11 protein-coding genes are annotated in these 15,880 nt (G+C 50.6%); 8 read left to right on the forward strand and 3 right to left on the reverse strand.

The window, feature by feature from the left end; genetic code table 11:
* Positions 1-36: 36 nt before the first annotated feature.
* A complete protein-coding gene (locus AC2A06_RS11265) occupies positions 37-468 on the reverse strand; it encodes a nucleotide triphosphate diphosphatase NUDT15 (protein WP_484380313.1) in 432 nt (143 codons plus the stop codon).
* Positions 469-715: 247 nt separating this feature from the next.
* On the opposite strand from AC2A06_RS11265, the gene fruB reads away from it, so the two are divergent.
* Genes fruB through fruA form a run of 3 tightly spaced genes read left to right on the forward strand, consistent with a single transcriptional unit; the run spans position 716 to position 4,475 of the window.
* Complete coding sequence (fruB, locus tag AC2A06_RS11270) at positions 716-1,849, forward strand: fused PTS fructose transporter subunit IIA/HPr protein (protein WP_484380314.1); 1,134 nt, start codon at positions 716-718, stop codon at positions 1,847-1,849.
* Positions 1,846-2,784 carry a 1-phosphofructokinase gene (gene fruK / locus AC2A06_RS11275; protein ID WP_484380315.1) on the forward strand — a complete coding sequence of 313 codons (939 nt, stop codon included), beginning with the start codon at positions 1,846-1,848 and terminating at the stop codon, positions 2,782-2,784. The genes fruB and fruK overlap by 4 nt, the downstream gene beginning before the upstream one ends.
* Before the next feature lie 14 nt (positions 2,785-2,798).
* Complete coding sequence (gene fruA / locus AC2A06_RS11280; RefSeq protein ID WP_484380316.1) at positions 2,799-4,475, forward strand: PTS fructose transporter subunit IIBC; 1,677 nt, start codon at positions 2,799-2,801, stop codon at positions 4,473-4,475.
* A gap of 80 nt (positions 4,476-4,555) precedes the next feature.
* Here the strand turns inward: fruA and nfo are convergent, their stop codons facing one another.
* On the reverse strand, positions 4,556-5,395 hold the full coding sequence (gene nfo / locus AC2A06_RS11285; RefSeq protein ID WP_484380317.1) for a deoxyribonuclease IV: 840 nt from the start codon (positions 5,393-5,395) through the stop codon (positions 4,556-4,558).
* A 430-nt stretch (positions 5,396-5,825) separates the two neighbouring features.
* Here nfo and pepN point away from each other — a divergent pair, with 430 nt between their 5' ends.
* From pepN to AC2A06_RS11300, 3 genes are all read left to right on the forward strand, one after another.
* Positions 5,826-8,444: an aminopeptidase N gene (pepN, locus tag AC2A06_RS11290; RefSeq protein WP_484380318.1), complete on the forward strand. Its 2,619-nt coding sequence runs from the start codon at positions 5,826-5,828 to the stop codon at positions 8,442-8,444.
* A 204-nt stretch (positions 8,445-8,648) separates the two neighbouring features.
* Positions 8,649-9,659, forward strand: coding sequence for a quinone-dependent dihydroorotate dehydrogenase (gene pyrD, locus AC2A06_RS11295; RefSeq protein ID WP_484380319.1), 1,011 nt, complete (start codon positions 8,649-8,651; stop codon positions 9,657-9,659).
* Between the two features lie 165 nt (positions 9,660-9,824).
* Positions 9,825-10,373 carry a cell division protein ZapC gene (locus tag AC2A06_RS11300; RefSeq protein ID WP_484380320.1) on the forward strand — a complete coding sequence of 183 codons (549 nt, stop codon included), beginning with the start codon at positions 9,825-9,827 and terminating at the stop codon, positions 10,371-10,373.
* 14 nt (positions 10,374-10,387) lie between these two features.
* On the opposite strand, the gene AC2A06_RS11305 is transcribed toward AC2A06_RS11300, so the two are convergent.
* The gene (locus tag AC2A06_RS11305; RefSeq protein WP_484380321.1) at positions 10,388-11,491 is read right to left on the reverse strand and encodes a YcbX family protein; all 1,104 of its coding nucleotides are present in this window, start codon (positions 11,489-11,491) and stop codon (positions 10,388-10,390) included.
* Positions 11,492-11,685: 194 nt separating this feature from the next.
* On the opposite strand from AC2A06_RS11305, the gene rlmKL reads away from it, so the two are divergent.
* Both rlmKL and AC2A06_RS11315 read left to right on the forward strand, forming a co-directional pair.
* Entirely contained in the window at positions 11,686-13,806 is a 2,121-nt protein-coding gene (gene rlmKL / locus AC2A06_RS11310; protein WP_473197991.1) for a bifunctional 23S rRNA (guanine(2069)-N(7))-methyltransferase RlmK/23S rRNA (guanine(2445)-N(2))-methyltransferase RlmL, read from the forward strand.
* Between the two features lie 5 nt (positions 13,807-13,811).
* Positions 13,812-15,716: an ABC transporter ATP-binding protein gene (locus tag AC2A06_RS11315; protein ID WP_023490477.1), complete on the forward strand. Its 1,905-nt coding sequence runs from the start codon at positions 13,812-13,814 to the stop codon at positions 15,714-15,716.
* The last annotated feature ends 164 nt before the right edge of the window (positions 15,717-15,880 follow it).

Below are 15,880 nucleotides of genomic sequence, written 5' to 3' on the forward strand. Positions count from 1 at the left end.
GAACCAGAACTTGAAGAACAAGAACTACCTGATTAATCAAGCTATAGCAGGTACCGGCAAATAAGCGAGTTGGTTACGCCATAAGTAAATTGCCGCTTTGCTGGCTTCAAAATGGGGTTCAGGGAGTTCATCGGGTGAACACCAGCGCCATTCAGCACACTTTTCCGGCTCTTTTAATTCAGCTTTGCCACCAGAATGATGAACCAGCATACAGATGGAGACCGTGTGCTTTCCCTCAGATTGCCAGGTTTGTAGATTATTGCTGATACCAATAAAGCGCGGCGGTGCAATTTCTAGCCCGGTCTCTTCAGCAACTTCACGCTGAGCACATTGTTCAAAGGTTTCACCGGCCTCCAGATAACCACCGGGAATTGACCAGAAAGGGGCGTGGGAGCTGCACCGTTTCCCTAACAGGATTTGCCCTTGAGGATTAACGATGATGACACCCACACCGGTCAGCACTGCCATAATTACTCCTTCAGCTCGATTTCAGCAAAGTATGCCACTATTCTTTTTATTCGCAGGTTTCTTACAATAAAGTGTGCGCAAGGTCAAAAATTTATCACCGGAGCAGTAACGGATCTTGCTTTTATTCATCGCTAATCACAGACTGATTGAAACGTTTCAGCGCTGTTCCCCTTTGTAGAAAAAGAGGGGCAGCGCTCCTTTTAGTCGCTATAACTGAAACGATTCAATTCAGTAGGGGAGGAGAACTATGCTCCAGTTGTCACAGCAAAATATTCACCTGGGAGCCGCTGCCAGTGGTAAACAGGATGCTATCCGGCAGGTTGCGGCAGCGCTCACCGCTGCCGGGAATGTCAGTGCCGGTTATGTGGACGGCATGCTACAGCGAGAACTGCAAACATCCACCTACCTGGGCAATGGCATCGCCATTCCACATGGTACGACGGAGACTCGTGGTCTGGTGCTGAACACCGGTGTACAGGTATTTCAATTTCCGCAAGGCATTGAATGGGGTGAAGGGCAAACCGCCTATGTGGTTATCGGTATTGCAGCCCGTTCCGATGAGCATTTGGGCTTATTGCGTCAATTGACCCATGTATTGAGTGATGAGGGTGTTGCTAAATCATTAGCCACTACCACGTCAGCAGAAGAGCTGCGTAGCGTGCTGATGGGCGAGCAACTGACGGCTGAATTCCAGTTTGATGCTGCGTTGGTTGCCCTGGATGTAGCGGCAGATTCTTTGATGACACTGCAAGCGTTGAATGCCGGCCGTCTGCAACAAAGAGGTGTCGTCAATGCGCAGTTTGTCAGCGAGGTGATCACCCATAAACCCTTGAACCTGGGGCAGGGGATTTGGCTAAGCGACAGCACAGAAGGCAATTTGGTCAGTGCCGCTACCGTTAGCCGCCCCGCGCAGCCGTTTGATGAAAATGGTGAAAAAGTTGCGCTGTTACTGACGGTGTCGGTTGCCGATCAACAACCGCTGGAAGTACTGAATTACTTAAGTGATCTGCTACAGAGTCATAAAGCTGAAAGCTTGCTGAAGGCGGATGTCTCAGGGGTACTGGCCTTGTTAACTAGCGCCGTGGCTGAAGAGAATGATTTACTGAGTGCAGAATATGTGGTGCGCAACGAACATGGTTTGCATGCCCGCCCAGGTACCGTGTTGGTGAATGTGATCAAGCAGTTTAATAGCGAAATTACCGTCACTAATCTCGATGGGAGTGGTAAACCGGCAAATGGTCGCAGCTTGATGAAAGTGGTGGCATTAGGGGTGAAAAAAGGTCATCGCTTACGTTTTACCGCCAGTGGTGAGGATGCGCAAGCCGCCCTAACAGCAATCGGCGAAGCGATCAGTGAAGGGCTTGGCGAGGGTGCAGCATGAGCAGAAGAGTCGCCACTATTACCTTGAACCCGGCTTACGATCTGGTGGGTTTTTGCCCCGAGATTGAGCGCGGCGAAGTCAATCTGGTAAAAACGGCTGGGTTACACGCGGCAGGCAAAGGGATTAACGTTGCTAAAGTGCTGAAAGATCTGGGTATCGATGTCACTGTTGGCGGGTTCCTGGGTAAAGACAACCAGGATGGCTTTCAGCAGCTGTTCAGCGACCTGGGCATTGCCAACCGTTTTCAGGTGGTACCCGGGCGTACTCGTATCAACGTCAAGCTGACGGAAAAAGAGGGTGAAGTCACCGATTTCAATTTTTCTGGTTTTGAGGTGACCCCACCGGATTGGGAACGCTTTGTTACCGATTCTCTGACTTGGCTAGGGCAGTTCGATATGGTGGCGGTTAGCGGCAGTCTGCCTAGCGGTGTGGCTCCAGAAGCCTTTACCGAGTGGATGATTCGCCTGCGTGCGCTTTGCCCGTGCATTATTTTTGATAGTAGCCGTGAAGCACTGGTTGCCGGTTTGAAAGCCTCGCCTTGGTTGGTAAAACCCAACCGTCGCGAACTGGAAATCTGGGCTGGTCGTCCATTACCGACATTGGCGGATGTGGTTGAAGCGGCTCATGCACTTCGTGATCAAGGTATTGCCCATGTGGTGATCTCTTTAGGGGCTGAAGGCGCATTGTGGGTGAATGCTTCTGGGGCCTGGATAGCCAAACCGCCAGCTTGTGAAGTGGTCAGTACCGTGGGTGCAGGTGACTCGATGGTGGGTGGTTTGATTTATGGCTTGCTGATGCGGGAATCCAGTGAACATACCTTGCGTTTAGCCACTGCGGTGGCTGCCATTGCTGTTAGCCAGAGTAATGTTGGTATCTCTGACCGTCCACAACTGGCCGCGATGATGGCGCGTGTCGATCTGAAACCTTTCAATTGATAGCAGGAGGCAGAATGAAAACGCTGCTAATGATAGATAGTTCGCTGGGTCAGGCACGTAGTCACCTGGCGAAACGTATGCTCGAGGCCGCTGCGGCCAAAACTGGCCTGATACTGGTTGAGTCATTAAATGATGCGGAACTGGTGGTGGTCGCTGGGAATTCAATACCTGCTGACGCTGAGCTGAACGGCAAGCAGGTTTATCTTGGTGATGTGGAACAGGCGGTGCGTGAAGCTGAGGCGTTTCTGGCCACGGCACAGGCAGAAGCCAAACCATACCACGCCTCGGCGGCAGCACCGTTAAGCCCCGCTAGCCAAAAGCGGGTGGTGGCAGTCACCGCCTGCCCAACTGGCGTGGCACATACCTTTATGGCTGCAGAAGCGATACAAGCGGAAGCTAAAAAGCGTGGTTGGTGGGTGAAGGTAGAAACTCGCGGCTCAGTGGGGGCGGGTAATGCCATCACGGCGGAAGAAGTCGCGGCTGCTGATCTGGTGATTGTTGCAGCAGACATTGAGGTGGATCTCGATAAATTTGCTGGTAAGCCGATGTATCGCACTTCAACCGGTTTGGCGTTGAAGAAAACGGTACAAGAGCTGGATAAGGCCCTGGTTGAGGCAACGGTTTTCCAACCTCAGAAAAGCGGTGCCGCTACTAGCGCGAGCAAGAAAAAAGAGAGTACCGGGCCCTATCGCCACTTGTTGACTGGCGTTTCCTATATGTTGCCGATGGTGGTCGCGGGCGGTTTGTGCATCGCGCTGTCATTTGTTTTTGGTATCAAAGCGTTTGAAGTCAAAGGGACACTGGCTGCCGCCCTGATGCAAATTGGTGGTGCTTCCGCTTTTGCCCTGATGGTGCCGGTACTGGCTGGTTATATCGCGTTTTCTATTGCTGATCGTCCAGGTCTGACGCCGGGCATGATTGGCGGTATGTTGGCGGTTAGCACCGGGGCGGGTTTTCTTGGCGGTATTATTGCTGGTTTCCTGGCAGGTTATGTGGCTAAAGCCATCAGTGGCAAGTTACAACTGCCACAGAGTATGGAAGCGCTGAAGCCCATACTGATTATTCCGCTAGGTGCCAGTTTAATCACCGGCCTTATTATGATTTACGTGGTGGGCACGCCGGTCGCGAAAATTATGGAGGGGTTGACCGATTGGCTGCAGTCATTGGGCACCGGCAATGCGGTGCTGCTGGGGGCGATCCTGGGTGCCATGATGTGTACCGATATGGGGGGCCCCGTCAACAAAGCGGCTTATGCCTTTGGGGTTGCGCTGTTAAGTTCATCTGTCTATGCACCAATGGCGGCGATTATGGCCGCAGGGATGGTACCACCGTTGGCGATGGGCCTGGCAACGATTCTAGCACGCCGCAAGTTCGAGAAATCTGAGCAGGAAGGTGGCAAAGCGGCGTTGGTACTTGGTCTTTGCTTTATCAGTGAAGGTGCGATTCCGTTTGCCGCACGTGACCCAATGCGAGTGCTGCCGTGCTGTATTGCTGGTGGTGCGCTGACAGGGGCACTGTCGATGTATTTCGGGGCAAAACTGATGGCACCTCACGGTGGTCTGTTTGTTCTGCTGATTCCTGGCGCGATTTCACCGGTGCTGTTGTATCTGCTGGCGATTGTTGCCGGAACCTTGCTGGCTGGGGGATGCTATGCCGTCCTGAAGCGTTCTGAGGTGTCGGCAGCGGCATAATAGCAATCAACGATTAATACAAGTCACCATCAAAACCGGCACTGAAACAGGTGCCGGTTTTACTTGAGGATAGTGGCGACTTATTGCTGCGCTTTTAACCAGGCGATTTCTTCAGCCCAGATATCTGGGTTTACGGTTTCCAGAATCAGCGGGATATTATCGAAGCGCGCATCGCGCATAATATAACGGAACACGGTTTTGCCAATGTTGCCTTCACCCAGGCTGTGGTGGCGATCAACATGGCTATTAAACTCGCTCTTGGCATCATTAAGATGCATGCCACGCAAATAATTAAAGCCGACGATATCCCCCAGTTGCTGAAATGTGCGCTGGCAATCCTCTTCACTACGCAGATCATAACCCGCGGCAAAAGTATGGCAGGTATCGATACAAACACCGACGCGGCTTTTATCTTCCACACCGTCAATGATCGCCGCCAGATGTTCAAATTTAAAACCCAGATTCGTTCCTTGACCGGCGGTATTTTCGATCACCGCCGTCACCCCTTGGGTTTTATCTAACGCAATGTTGATAGATTCCGCGATACGCGCCAGACATTGCGCTTCATCGATCTGCATTAAATGACTGCCAGGATGGAAATTAAGTAGCGTCAGCCCTAATTGTTCGCAGCGCTGTATTTCGTCGAGAAACGCCTCACGGGATTTTTCCAGGGCTTCGCTGTCCGGGTGGCCAAGATTAATCAGATAACTGTCATGAGGGAGGATCTGCTGTGGACCATAGCCATATTGTACACAGGCACGCTTGAACTTATCGATAACCTCAGTGGTGAGTGGTGCCGCTTTCCATTGACGTTGATTTTTAGTAAACAGGGCAAATGCGGTTGCCTCTAGTTCATGGGCACGGAGTACCGCCTGGTCTACCCCACCTGAAGCACTGACATGTGCACCGACAAATTTCATTTTCATTCTCCTTTAGTATCGCAATCATTATGGCATTGATAACCGAAGGATTGAACGATTGCTTAAATCAGCGCGCAATAACGGCACACGGGATAAACAGTTAGCTGAGCGGTAAGGGTAAATCTTGCGGTAATTCACCGCTGTCACTGGGTTTTTCCCTTGTCTGTGGTACAGTTTATTCACTGTTGACCCTAAATAGCGGCGCGTAATAGTGCTAAAGGTGAGAATGAGGCAGGTTAGCCGACCGTTGAGCGCATGGACGCGCGATACGAGCCCCCAGGGAGGGGTTTACGGCGTGTTGGCGTTCCTGACCATTCCCACCGACCAAAAGCTTAAAGTGTAGCGGTATTAGGAACACTTATTTAGGTAATGGGAATTAACCTGGGTATAGCGGCTACCTTTTTACTCACTGAAACGTCGAAGGTTTTCTATGACATCACAACCTCAGGCGAAGTTTCGCCATGATTATCGTGCTCCAGATTACACCATTACGGATATCGCTTTGGATTTCGAACTGGATGCCGAAACTACACGAGTAACGGCAATCAGCCAGGTCAAACGGCAGAACAGTACTGATGGTGCTGCGTTGGTCCTTAATGGTGAAGAGCTGACGCTGGTGAGTATTCTGGTGGATGGGCAGCCATGGCATGCTTATCATCAACAGGATAATCAACTGGCCATTGAACAGTTACCGGCACAGTTTACCCTCACTCTGGTTACCGAGATTCATCCGGCAAAAAATAGTGCATTAGAGGGGCTATACCTTTCTGGCAGCGCATTATGCACTCAGTGTGAGGCCGAAGGCTTCCGCCATATTACTTACTATCTGGATCGTCCTGATGTATTGGCGCGGTTTACCACCCGAATCACCGCCAATAAAGCCGCTTACCCCTTCCTATTGTCAAATGGCAACCGCGTTGCTGCCGGGGAACTGGGCGATGGGCGTCACTGGGTAGAATGGCAGGATCCGTTTCCTAAACCCTGTTATTTGTTCGCCTTGGTAGCCGGTGATTTCGACGTGTTACGTGATACCTTCACCACACGTTCTGGTCGTCAGGTCGCGCTGGAACTGTTTGTTGATCGCGGCAATCTGGATCGTGCTGATTGGGCGATGACCTCACTGAAGAGTGCCATGAAGTGGGATGAAGTGCGTTTCGGTCTGGAATATGATTTGGATATCTACATGATCGTCGCGGTAGATTTCTTCAATATGGGCGCGATGGAAAACAAAGGGTTAAATGTCTTTAACTCGAAATATGTGCTGGCGAAGGCGGAAACTGCCACCGATAAAGATTACCTGAATATTGAAGCAGTCATTGGTCACGAATATTTCCATAACTGGACCGGCAACCGGGTGACTTGCCGCGACTGGTTCCAACTGAGTCTGAAAGAGGGGTTGACGGTATTCCGCGACCAGGAGTTCAGTTCCGATCTGGGGTCTCGTTCGGTTAACCGTATCGATAATGTTCGAGTGATGCGCGGGGCTCAGTTTGCCGAAGATGCCAGCCCGATGGCCCATGCCATTCGGCCAGACAAAGTGATCGAGATGAACAACTTCTATACCTTAACGGTGTATGAAAAGGGGTCTGAAGTGATTCGTATGCTGCATACACTGCTGGGGGAACAACAGTTCCAGGCGGGGATGCAGCTCTATTTTGAACGTCACGATGGCAGTGCCGCCACTTGTGACGACTTTGTTCAAGCAATGGAAGACGCCTCCAACGTTGATTTATCGCTGTTTCGCCGTTGGTACAGTCAATCTGGTACACCTCAGTTGACGGTGCGCGACGAGTATGATGCCGAACTGCAGCAATACCGTTTACATGTCAGCCAGAAAACTGAACCGACAGCGGACCAGCCAGAAAAACTGCCATTACATATCCCGCTGGATATTGAGCTTTATGATAGCCAAGGCAAGGTGATAGCCCTGCAAAAAGCCGGCTCACCGGTGAAGAACATCTTGAATGTCACTGCGGCTGAACAGACTTTTGTGTTTGATAACGTGGCGGAGAAGCCCGTCCCTTCATTGTTGCGTGAATTTTCTGCGCCAGTGAAGTTGGATTATCCTTATAGCGATCAGCAGTTAACTTTCCTGATGCAGCATGCACGCAATGAGTTTGCCCGCTGGGATGCAGCGCAGAGCTTGCTGGCGATTTATATCAAGCTGAATGTGGCGAAATATCAGCAAAAACAACCGCTGTCATTGCCACATCATGTGGTGGATGCGTTCCGTGCGGTGTTGTTGGATGAAAAACTGGATCCAGCGTTGGCGGCACAGATCCTCACCCTTCCTGGGGAAAACGAAATAGCGGAATTGTTTACCACCATTGATCCGACGGCGATTGCAGCGGTGCATGAATCGATCACCCATTGCCTGGCACAAGAAATGGGTGATGAGTGGCTGGCGGTCTATTATGCCAATAAAACACAAGGTTACCGAGTTGAGCATGGTGATATTGCCAAACGTTCATTGCGTAATGTCTGCCTGCATTATCTGGCCTTCGGTGAGGTGACGTTGGCAGAGCGATTAGTGACTCAGCAGTTCCATCAGGCAGATAATATGACTGATTCACTGGCTGCCTTAGCAGCGGCGGTTGCTGCGCAATTGCCTTGTTGTGAGGCGTTAATGACCGAGTTTGACCAACGTTGGCATCAAGATGGCTTGGTGATGGATAAATGGTTTGTACTGCAGGCCACCAGCCCAGCAGCCGATGTGCTCAGCAACGTGCGCGCATTATTACAACACCGTTCATTTAGCCTCAGTAACCCTAACCGCATCCGTTCGCTAATTGGTGCTTTTGCTTCAGCCAATCCTGCGGCTTTTCATGCGGTAGATGGCAGTGGTTATCAATTCCTGGTGGAGATCCTCAGTGATCTTAATCAGCGCAATCCTCAGGTCGCCGCTCGTTTGATTGAACCGTTAATCCGCTTGAAACGCTATGATGCTTCGCGTCAGGCACTGATGCGTCAGGCGTTAGAGCAATTAAAAGGGCTGGACCAGCTCTCAGGGGATCTGTACGAGAAGATCGCCAAAGCGTTAGCCGCATAAAAAACAGGGCGGCGATGGTCGCCCTGCAATTAAAAACGCGATTTATACGGTTAATCAATTCCAATTACTGCCAGGATACCGGATAATATGCCCCCGGTTTGCAAGACTACTCAAGTTCATTCCAGTTTCATCCAGAAGCCCAATGATTCGGTTAAGTAGACACTGCCAACACCTAGTCACTTGACCAGTCTAACCGGAGAGCCTATGTACTATCCCATCATCAGGAAGGCGTTGTTTCAGCTCGATCCCGAGCGTGCGCATGAATTGACCTTTAGCCAACTCCGCCGTATTACCGGCACCCCATTAGAGTTCCTTATCCGTCAGTCAGTGCCGAGCAAGCCGGTGAACTGTATGGGGCTCAGTTTTAAAAATCCGTTAGGCTTGGCGGCAGGGCTGGATAAAAACGGAGAATGTATTGATGCTTTAGGCGCTATGGGTTTCGGTTTTGTCGAAATAGGGACCGTCACGCCACGTCCGCAGCCAGGTAATGACAAGCCGCGTCTATTCCGTATTGTTGAAGCTGAAGGGTTGATCAACCGTATGGGTTTCAATAACCACGGGGTAGATAATCTGGTTGAAAATGTTAAAAAATCCCATTTTGATGGTGTGCTAGGGATTAATATTGGCAAGAATAAAGATACCCCGGTGGAGCAAGGAAAAGAGGATTACCTGATCTGTATGGATAAGGTTTATCCTTATGCTGGCTATATCGCAATTAATATCTCTTCACCCAATACGCCAGGATTAAGATCGTTACAGTATGGTGAAGCGTTAGATGATCTTTTGGCGGCGATTAAGAATAAGCAGAGCGAATTGCATGCCCGTCATCATAAATATGTGCCAGTGGCGGTAAAGATCGCGCCGGATCTTTCTGAAGAAGAGTTGATCCAAATTGCCGATAGTCTACTTCGTCATAATATAGATGGGGTGATCGCCACCAATACCACCCTTGATCGTAAACTGGTTGAGGGGCTGAATAATTGTGAACAGGCGGGAGGATTAAGTGGCCGCCCGATACAATTACGCAGCACCGAGGTTATCCGTCGTTTAGCGCAAGAATTACAAGGGCGCCTGCCCATTATTGGTGTCGGTGGGATTGATTCTTTGACCGCCGCCAGAGAAAAAATGGCCGCTGGGGCAAGTTTGATACAGATTTATTCCGGATTTATCTTCCATGGACCGGGTTTGATTAAAGATATTGTTAACCACATCTAATATTTTTGCTCATTTTCTAGTCGGGGGTTTATTTCTTTCCCCGGCTAGTCTATATTTTGTTCGTTGGCATAAATACCGTTTTCAGACTTATCTGGTATTTAGGTTTTCCATGATGAAAGGTATATTGCGTAATACCACGTTTGCATGTGGCGGCAAGGATAACAAATGAAGATAAAACCTGATGACAATTGGCGTTGGTATTTCGACGCTGAGCATGATCGGCTGATGCTGGATTTAGCCAATGGTATGATCTTTCGTTCGCGTTTTCCGGCAAAAATGTTAACTCCGGATGCATTCGGTGAATGTGCTTTCTCCGTTGATGATGCCGCCCTCTATTTTAATTATGAAGAGCAGAGCAAGCAGATAAAACTCAGCCATGAACAACGTGCCGAGCTAGTATTAAATGCGCTGGTGGCTTTCCGTTTTCTGAAACCACTGATGCCTAAGAGCTGGCATTTTGCTCAGCAGCATTATCCATTGCGGCCAAAGAACGGTGAACTGGCCTTGGTGAAAGTGATGGAAAGCGGTGAAGATGCCTGTTTGCTGGTGGTGGAAGCCGGGGATAATGCCAGCCTATGTTTGCTGGCACAGAATCAATTGTTACTGGCTGGCCGCAATATGCAACTGGGGGATGCCATCAAAGTGATGCATGACCGTTTGAAGCCTTGCATCACCGATGAGTTCTCAGCCCAGTTTTACGCCAAGGCGGTATGATAACCGCGATAGCACTAGGCTAATTGCAAATCGCTTTTGGGAATACAGCTACAGCAGAAAATGGACCCATTGCTGTTCACCGCATTCCCTTTTAATGCCGCCACTTCCCCTGCCATCAGGGTTATTTTGCAGCTACCACACAACCCTGCCCGGCAAGAATAGGGAATTCGGATCCCTTGTTGTTCCAGTTGCTCCAATAATATTTGCTGGTTATTACCGGTAAACACTTTCCCTTGATATTCAATCGTTACACTCTTGGCACTCTCTTTTGGGGGCGATAGGCTTTCGATTACCGCGCCTGCACCATAAGATGGCGGTGATTGGCGGGACAGTATCTCGACGTGATCGCCAACGCGGATAATACCACTGTTACGGGCAATCATATTTTGGCCGAAGTCGATAGCGCCATTCTCGGCTGTACGGAACTGTTGCAGCGTATTGAGTGGTTCGCCATGTGGATGCTTGTGGCCACGCTCGGTGCTGACGGTGGTTAATACGCAGCGGCTGCAGGGCTTCACCAGTTCAAATACCACACTCCCAATGCGAATCGTTTGCCAGCTATCTTCTGCCCAGGCGGGGCTGCCGGTGACCACCAGATTGGGGCGAAATTGCTCTAGTTTGATACCAGCAGGGCAGCGTTTTTGCAGATCCTGGAATGAGGACTCATTAACCAGCAGATACGGGTAACCATCAGCAAAGGAGAGTGGAATCTCTGGGTGTTTTTTTACCCGACGAGTTAATTCCTCCCCCACCCAACGTAGTTGCACATCACGCTGGAAATAGCCACTTAACCAGTGGTTGATTGCTTGTGGGGCAATTAACGCCGTGAAATGGTTACCCCAAACTTCGGTTGGCTGTGCGGAGGCGCTAAAATCGTTGAAACGAATGGTAGCACTTTCACCATCCGGGGCGGTTAAAAACAGGCCGTCGGTTAGCAACGCCGGGGTGAATAGTACCATCTGCGGATATTGGCGGGCGGTGATAAAAGTACCGTCAGGCTCAGTGATCATGAAAATACGATCGCAAGCGAGCCCGCTACTGCCTACCTGGGCGTGGGATAACTGTAAGGCGCGTAACGATTTAACCGGATGAATATAGAGCCGAGAAAGGGTGGTCACTGTTACCTCCATGCGATAAATCAATTCAATAGCTGCGGGTCATCGTGCGACTGGTGCGAGTGATAGCGCTAGCCCATGGGGAATTACTTAGCGACATCTTGCAAGAAGTGGCTGACAGAATCGAGCAACTTTATGACAAGCGGCCAGGATTAGCTATAATGCGCCACTATTTTCTTTTTGGTGATAAGCACGATATGAACACTCTGTTTGCCAGCACATCCCGTGGACTGGAAGAACTATTAAAAAGCGAACTGGAGCGGCTTGGTGCCCATGACTGCAAAGTGGTGCAGGGCGGGGTCCATTTTCAGGGTGACGATCGTCTTTTGTACCAGAGTTTGCTATGGAGCCGCTTGGCTTCACGTATTCTGTTGCCGTTGAATGAATTCCGTGTGCACAGTGATTTGGACCTGTATCTGGGGGTTCAGGCTATCGATTGGCCTAGCGTATTCGGTGTCGATAAAACGTTTGCCGTCCACTTCAGTGGGGTGAATGAAGAGATCCGTAACAGCCAATATGGCGCGTTGAAGGTTAAAGATGCCATTGTCGATAGCTTCACCCGTAAGATCAATCAACGGCCCACGGTGGCCAAACAGCAGCCAGATATCCGGGTTAACGTCTGGCTGCAGCGTGATATGGCCAGTGTTGCCCTTGATCTGAGTGGTGACGGGTTACATCAGCGTGGTTATCGTGATGAGACTGGCTTGGCTCCGTTGAAAGAAAACCTGGCGGCAGCCATCATCTCGCGCTCTGGCTGGCAGCCAGGAACACCGTTGCTCGACCCGATGTGCGGTTCCGGTACGTTATTGATTGAAGCAGCGATGATCGCCGCCGATCATGCTCCTGGGTTACAACGCCATCGTTGGGGTTTTACAGCCTGGAGTGGTCATCAGGCTGAACTGTGGCGTGAAGTCCTCACCGAGGCTCAGGTGCGTGCCCGGCGAGGTTTGCAGGAAACAACGTCGCGTTTCTTCGGTTCGGATAATGATCGCCGGGTACTGGAAATGGCGCGCAGTAACGCACGCCGTGCGGGTGTTGCGGAGTTAATCACCCTTCAGGTCAGCGATGTCAGTAAATTGACTAATCCTTTGCCGCAAGGCCCGGTAGGTACGGTGGTCAGTAACCCACCGTATGGCGAACGTCTGGAGAGTGAACCTGCCTTGGTTGCCTTGCATAATATGCTCGGGCGTATCATGAAGAGCGCTTTTGGCGGTTGGCAGCTCTCACTGTTTAGTGCCTCACCTGAATTGCTCAGTTGTCTGCAATTGCGTGCTGAGCGCCAATTCAAGGCGAAAAATGGCCCATTGGAATGTGTGCAGAAAAATTATCAGTTGGCAGAAAATCCTCAAGGGATGGCTGCCGTTCAGGTGGCGGAAGATTTTGCCAACCGGCTGCGGAAAAATCTGAAAAAACTGGATAAGTGGGCAAAACAGCAGGGTATTGAATGTTACCGCTTGTACGATGCTGACCTACCGGAATATAACGTGGCAGTGGATCGCTATGGCAGTAAGGTGGTGGTGCAGGAGTACGCGCCACCCAAGCAGGTGGATGCACAAAAAGCGCGGCAACGCCTGTTTGATGTGATTAATGCCACTTTGGCGGTGCTGGATTTGCCCTCAAACCAACTGGTATTGAAAACCCGTGAGCGGCAGAAGGGTAAAAATCAGTATGAAAAATTGGCGCAGAAGGGCGAGTTCCTGCAGGTGACGGAATTCAATGCCAAATTGTGGGTTAACCTGACTGATTACCTTGATACGGGCCTGTTTCTGGATCACCGTATCGCGCGGCGTATGCTGGGGGAGATGAGTAAAGGCAAGGACTTCCTCAATCTGTTTGCCTATACCGGCAGCGCCAGTGTCCATGCCGGGTTGGGCGGGGCGCGGACTACCACTACGGTAGATATGTCGCGTACCTATCTTGAATGGGCAGAGAAGAACTTGCGGGTTAACGGTTTGACTGGCAAGCAGCACCGGTTGATTCAGGCAGACTGTCTATCATGGTTGCATAACAGCGATGAACAGTTTGATGTGATCTTTATTGATCCCCCGACCTTCTCCAACTCCAAACGTATGGAGAATAGCTTTGATGTGCAGCGTGATCATCTGGCGCTGATGAAAGATTTAAAACGGTTACTGCGCCATAACGGGACCATTATGTTCTCGAATAACAAGCGTGGTTTCCAGATGGATTTGGCGGGTTTGAGTGCGCTGGGTCTGGAGGCGCAAGAAATTACGGCCAAGACGCAGTCACAAGACTTTGCCCGTAACCGTCAAATCCACAACTGCTGGCTGGTGACCCATGCTGGCGAAGGGAAATAATTGCTATGTCGTTAATCAGTCTGTCTGGTGCCTGGCTCTCTTTCAGTGATGCACCTTTGTTAGATAACACCGAACTTCATATTGAAGACAATGAACGTGTCTGCCTGGTGGGGCGTAATGGGGCCGGTAAATCGACCCTGTTGAAGATCTTGGGTAAAGAGACCCCGCTGGACGACGGGCGTATTATTTATGAACAGGACCTGATTGTGGCGCGTCTGCAACAGGATCCGCCGCGCAATATTGGCGGTACGGTGTTTGATTTTGTAGCTGAAGGGGTGGCAGAACAGGCCGAGCACCTGAAGGCTTACCATGCTATTTCCCATCAAGTCGAACAGGATCCGAGCGAAAAGAACCTGGCAAGATTGGCGAAGGTGATGGAAATTCTCGATCATCAGGGCCTGTGGCAGCTTGATAGCCGTATCAGTGAAGTGCTATTACAACTTGGCTTGGATGGTGATGCGGAGCTCTCTTCCCTTTCTGGCGGCTGGTTACGCAAGGCGGCCCTTGGCCGGGCTCTGGTCAGTTCTCCTCGGGTGTTATTGCTTGATGAGCCCACCAACCATCTTGATATCACTGCCATCGATTGGCTGGAGGGGTTCCTGAAAGAGTTTCAGGGCAGCATTGTATTTATTTCCCATGACCGCTCATTTATTCGCAATATGGCCACACGGATTGTCGATCTGGATCGCGGCAAACTGGTGTCGTGGCCAGGGAACTACGACCTGTATCTGGAAAGTAAAGAAGAAGCATTGCGGGTGGAAGAGCTGCAGAATGCTGAATTTGACCGCAAATTGGCGCAGGAAGAAGTGTGGATCCGCCAAGGGATCAAGGCGCGACGTACCCGTAATGAAGGGCGTGTTCGCGCATTGAAAGCCTTGCGCAATGAACGCTCAGAACGGCGCGAAGTGATGGGCAGCGCCAAGATGCAGGTGGAAGAAGCGGTACGTTCCGGTAAGATTGTTTTCGAAATGGAAGCGGTTAATTACCGGATCGACGACAAAGTGCTGGTGCGTGATTTTAGTGCTCAGGTGCAACGTGGCGATAAAATTGCGCTGGTGGGGCCCAATGGTTGTGGCAAAACCACCCTGCTGAAACTGATGCTCGGTCAGTTACAGGCTGATAGCGGGCGAGTACATTGCGGTACCAAATTAGAAGTCGCCTATTTTGACCAACACCGCGCTGAGCTGGATCCAGAACGCACGGTGATGGACAACCTGGCGGAAGGCAAGCAGGAAGTGATGGTCAACGGTCGTTCACGCCATGTGCTTGGCTATCTGCAGGATTTCCTGTTTCATCCCAAACGTGCCATGACGCCAGTAAAGGCGTTGTCAGGGGGCGAGCGTAACCGCTTGTTATTGGCGAAATTATTTCTGAGGCCCAGCAATTTATTAATCCTCGACGAACCGACTAATGACCTTGATGTCGAAACACTGGAACTGCTGGAAGAACTGATTGATAGCTATCAGGGTACGGTATTGCTGGTGAGCCACGATCGTCAGTTTGTAGATAACTCGGTGAGTGAGTGTTGGATCTTCGAAGGTGACGGTGTGATCGACATTTATGTCGGTGGCTATTACGATGCACACCACCAGCGGGCGACGGCCAAGCCGTTGCGCCAAACCGATGTGGAAAAACCGAAAGCCGCGGTAGAAAAGGCGGTTGAGCAACCTAAGAAATCATCAAGCAAATTGAGCTACAACCTGTTGCGTGAACTGGAGCAGTTACCACAGCGTCTCGAACAGTTGGAAGCGGATATTGCGGCTTTGCAGGTGCAAGTTAATGATGGGGAGTTTTTCTCCCGTCCACATAACGAAACACAACAGGTGCTGGCCGATCTCGCCAAGGCAGAACAGAGTCTGGAAGAGGCTTTTGCACGTTGGGAAGAGTTGGAAGCAATGAAAAACGCTTAATTGGTAAAATGTGATGATAACCCTGTTGCATGAATGGCGACAGGTCGTTACCGATAGGCAGCACTATCAAGGAGTTATAGGGTGCCTTCCCAAGAAAATAGACTACAACATAGTCAACAACAACATAGTCAACAACATGGCCAACAACAACATGGCCATGCGGT

The sequence above is a fragment of the Serratia sp. HNCC26DJ244 genome (genome assembly GCF_057180565.1).

Bases quoted from the DNA above. Each gene is read 5' to 3' on its own strand.
- AC2A06_RS11265 (WP_484380313.1), bottom strand. From the start codon at position 468: ATGGCAGTGCTGACCGGTGTGGGTGTCATCATCGTTAATCCTCAAGGG.
- fruB (WP_484380314.1), top strand. From the start codon at position 716: ATGCTCCAGTTGTCACAGCAAAATATTCACCTGGGAGCCGCTGCCAGT.
- fruK (WP_484380315.1), top strand. From the start codon at position 1,846: ATGAGCAGAAGAGTCGCCACTATTACCTTGAACCCGGCTTACGATCTG.
- fruA (WP_484380316.1), top strand. From the start codon at position 2,799: ATGAAAACGCTGCTAATGATAGATAGTTCGCTGGGTCAGGCACGTAGT.
- nfo (WP_484380317.1), bottom strand. From the start codon at position 5,395: ATGAAATTTGTCGGTGCACATGTCAGTGCTTCAGGTGGGGTAGACCAG.
- pepN (WP_484380318.1), top strand. From the start codon at position 5,826: ATGACATCACAACCTCAGGCGAAGTTTCGCCATGATTATCGTGCTCCA.
- pyrD (WP_484380319.1), top strand. From the start codon at position 8,649: ATGTACTATCCCATCATCAGGAAGGCGTTGTTTCAGCTCGATCCCGAG.
- AC2A06_RS11300 (WP_484380320.1), top strand. From the start codon at position 9,825: ATGAAGATAAAACCTGATGACAATTGGCGTTGGTATTTCGACGCTGAG.
- rlmKL (WP_473197991.1), top strand. From the start codon at position 11,686: ATGAACACTCTGTTTGCCAGCACATCCCGTGGACTGGAAGAACTATTA.
- AC2A06_RS11315 (WP_023490477.1), top strand. From the start codon at position 13,812: ATGTCGTTAATCAGTCTGTCTGGTGCCTGGCTCTCTTTCAGTGATGCA.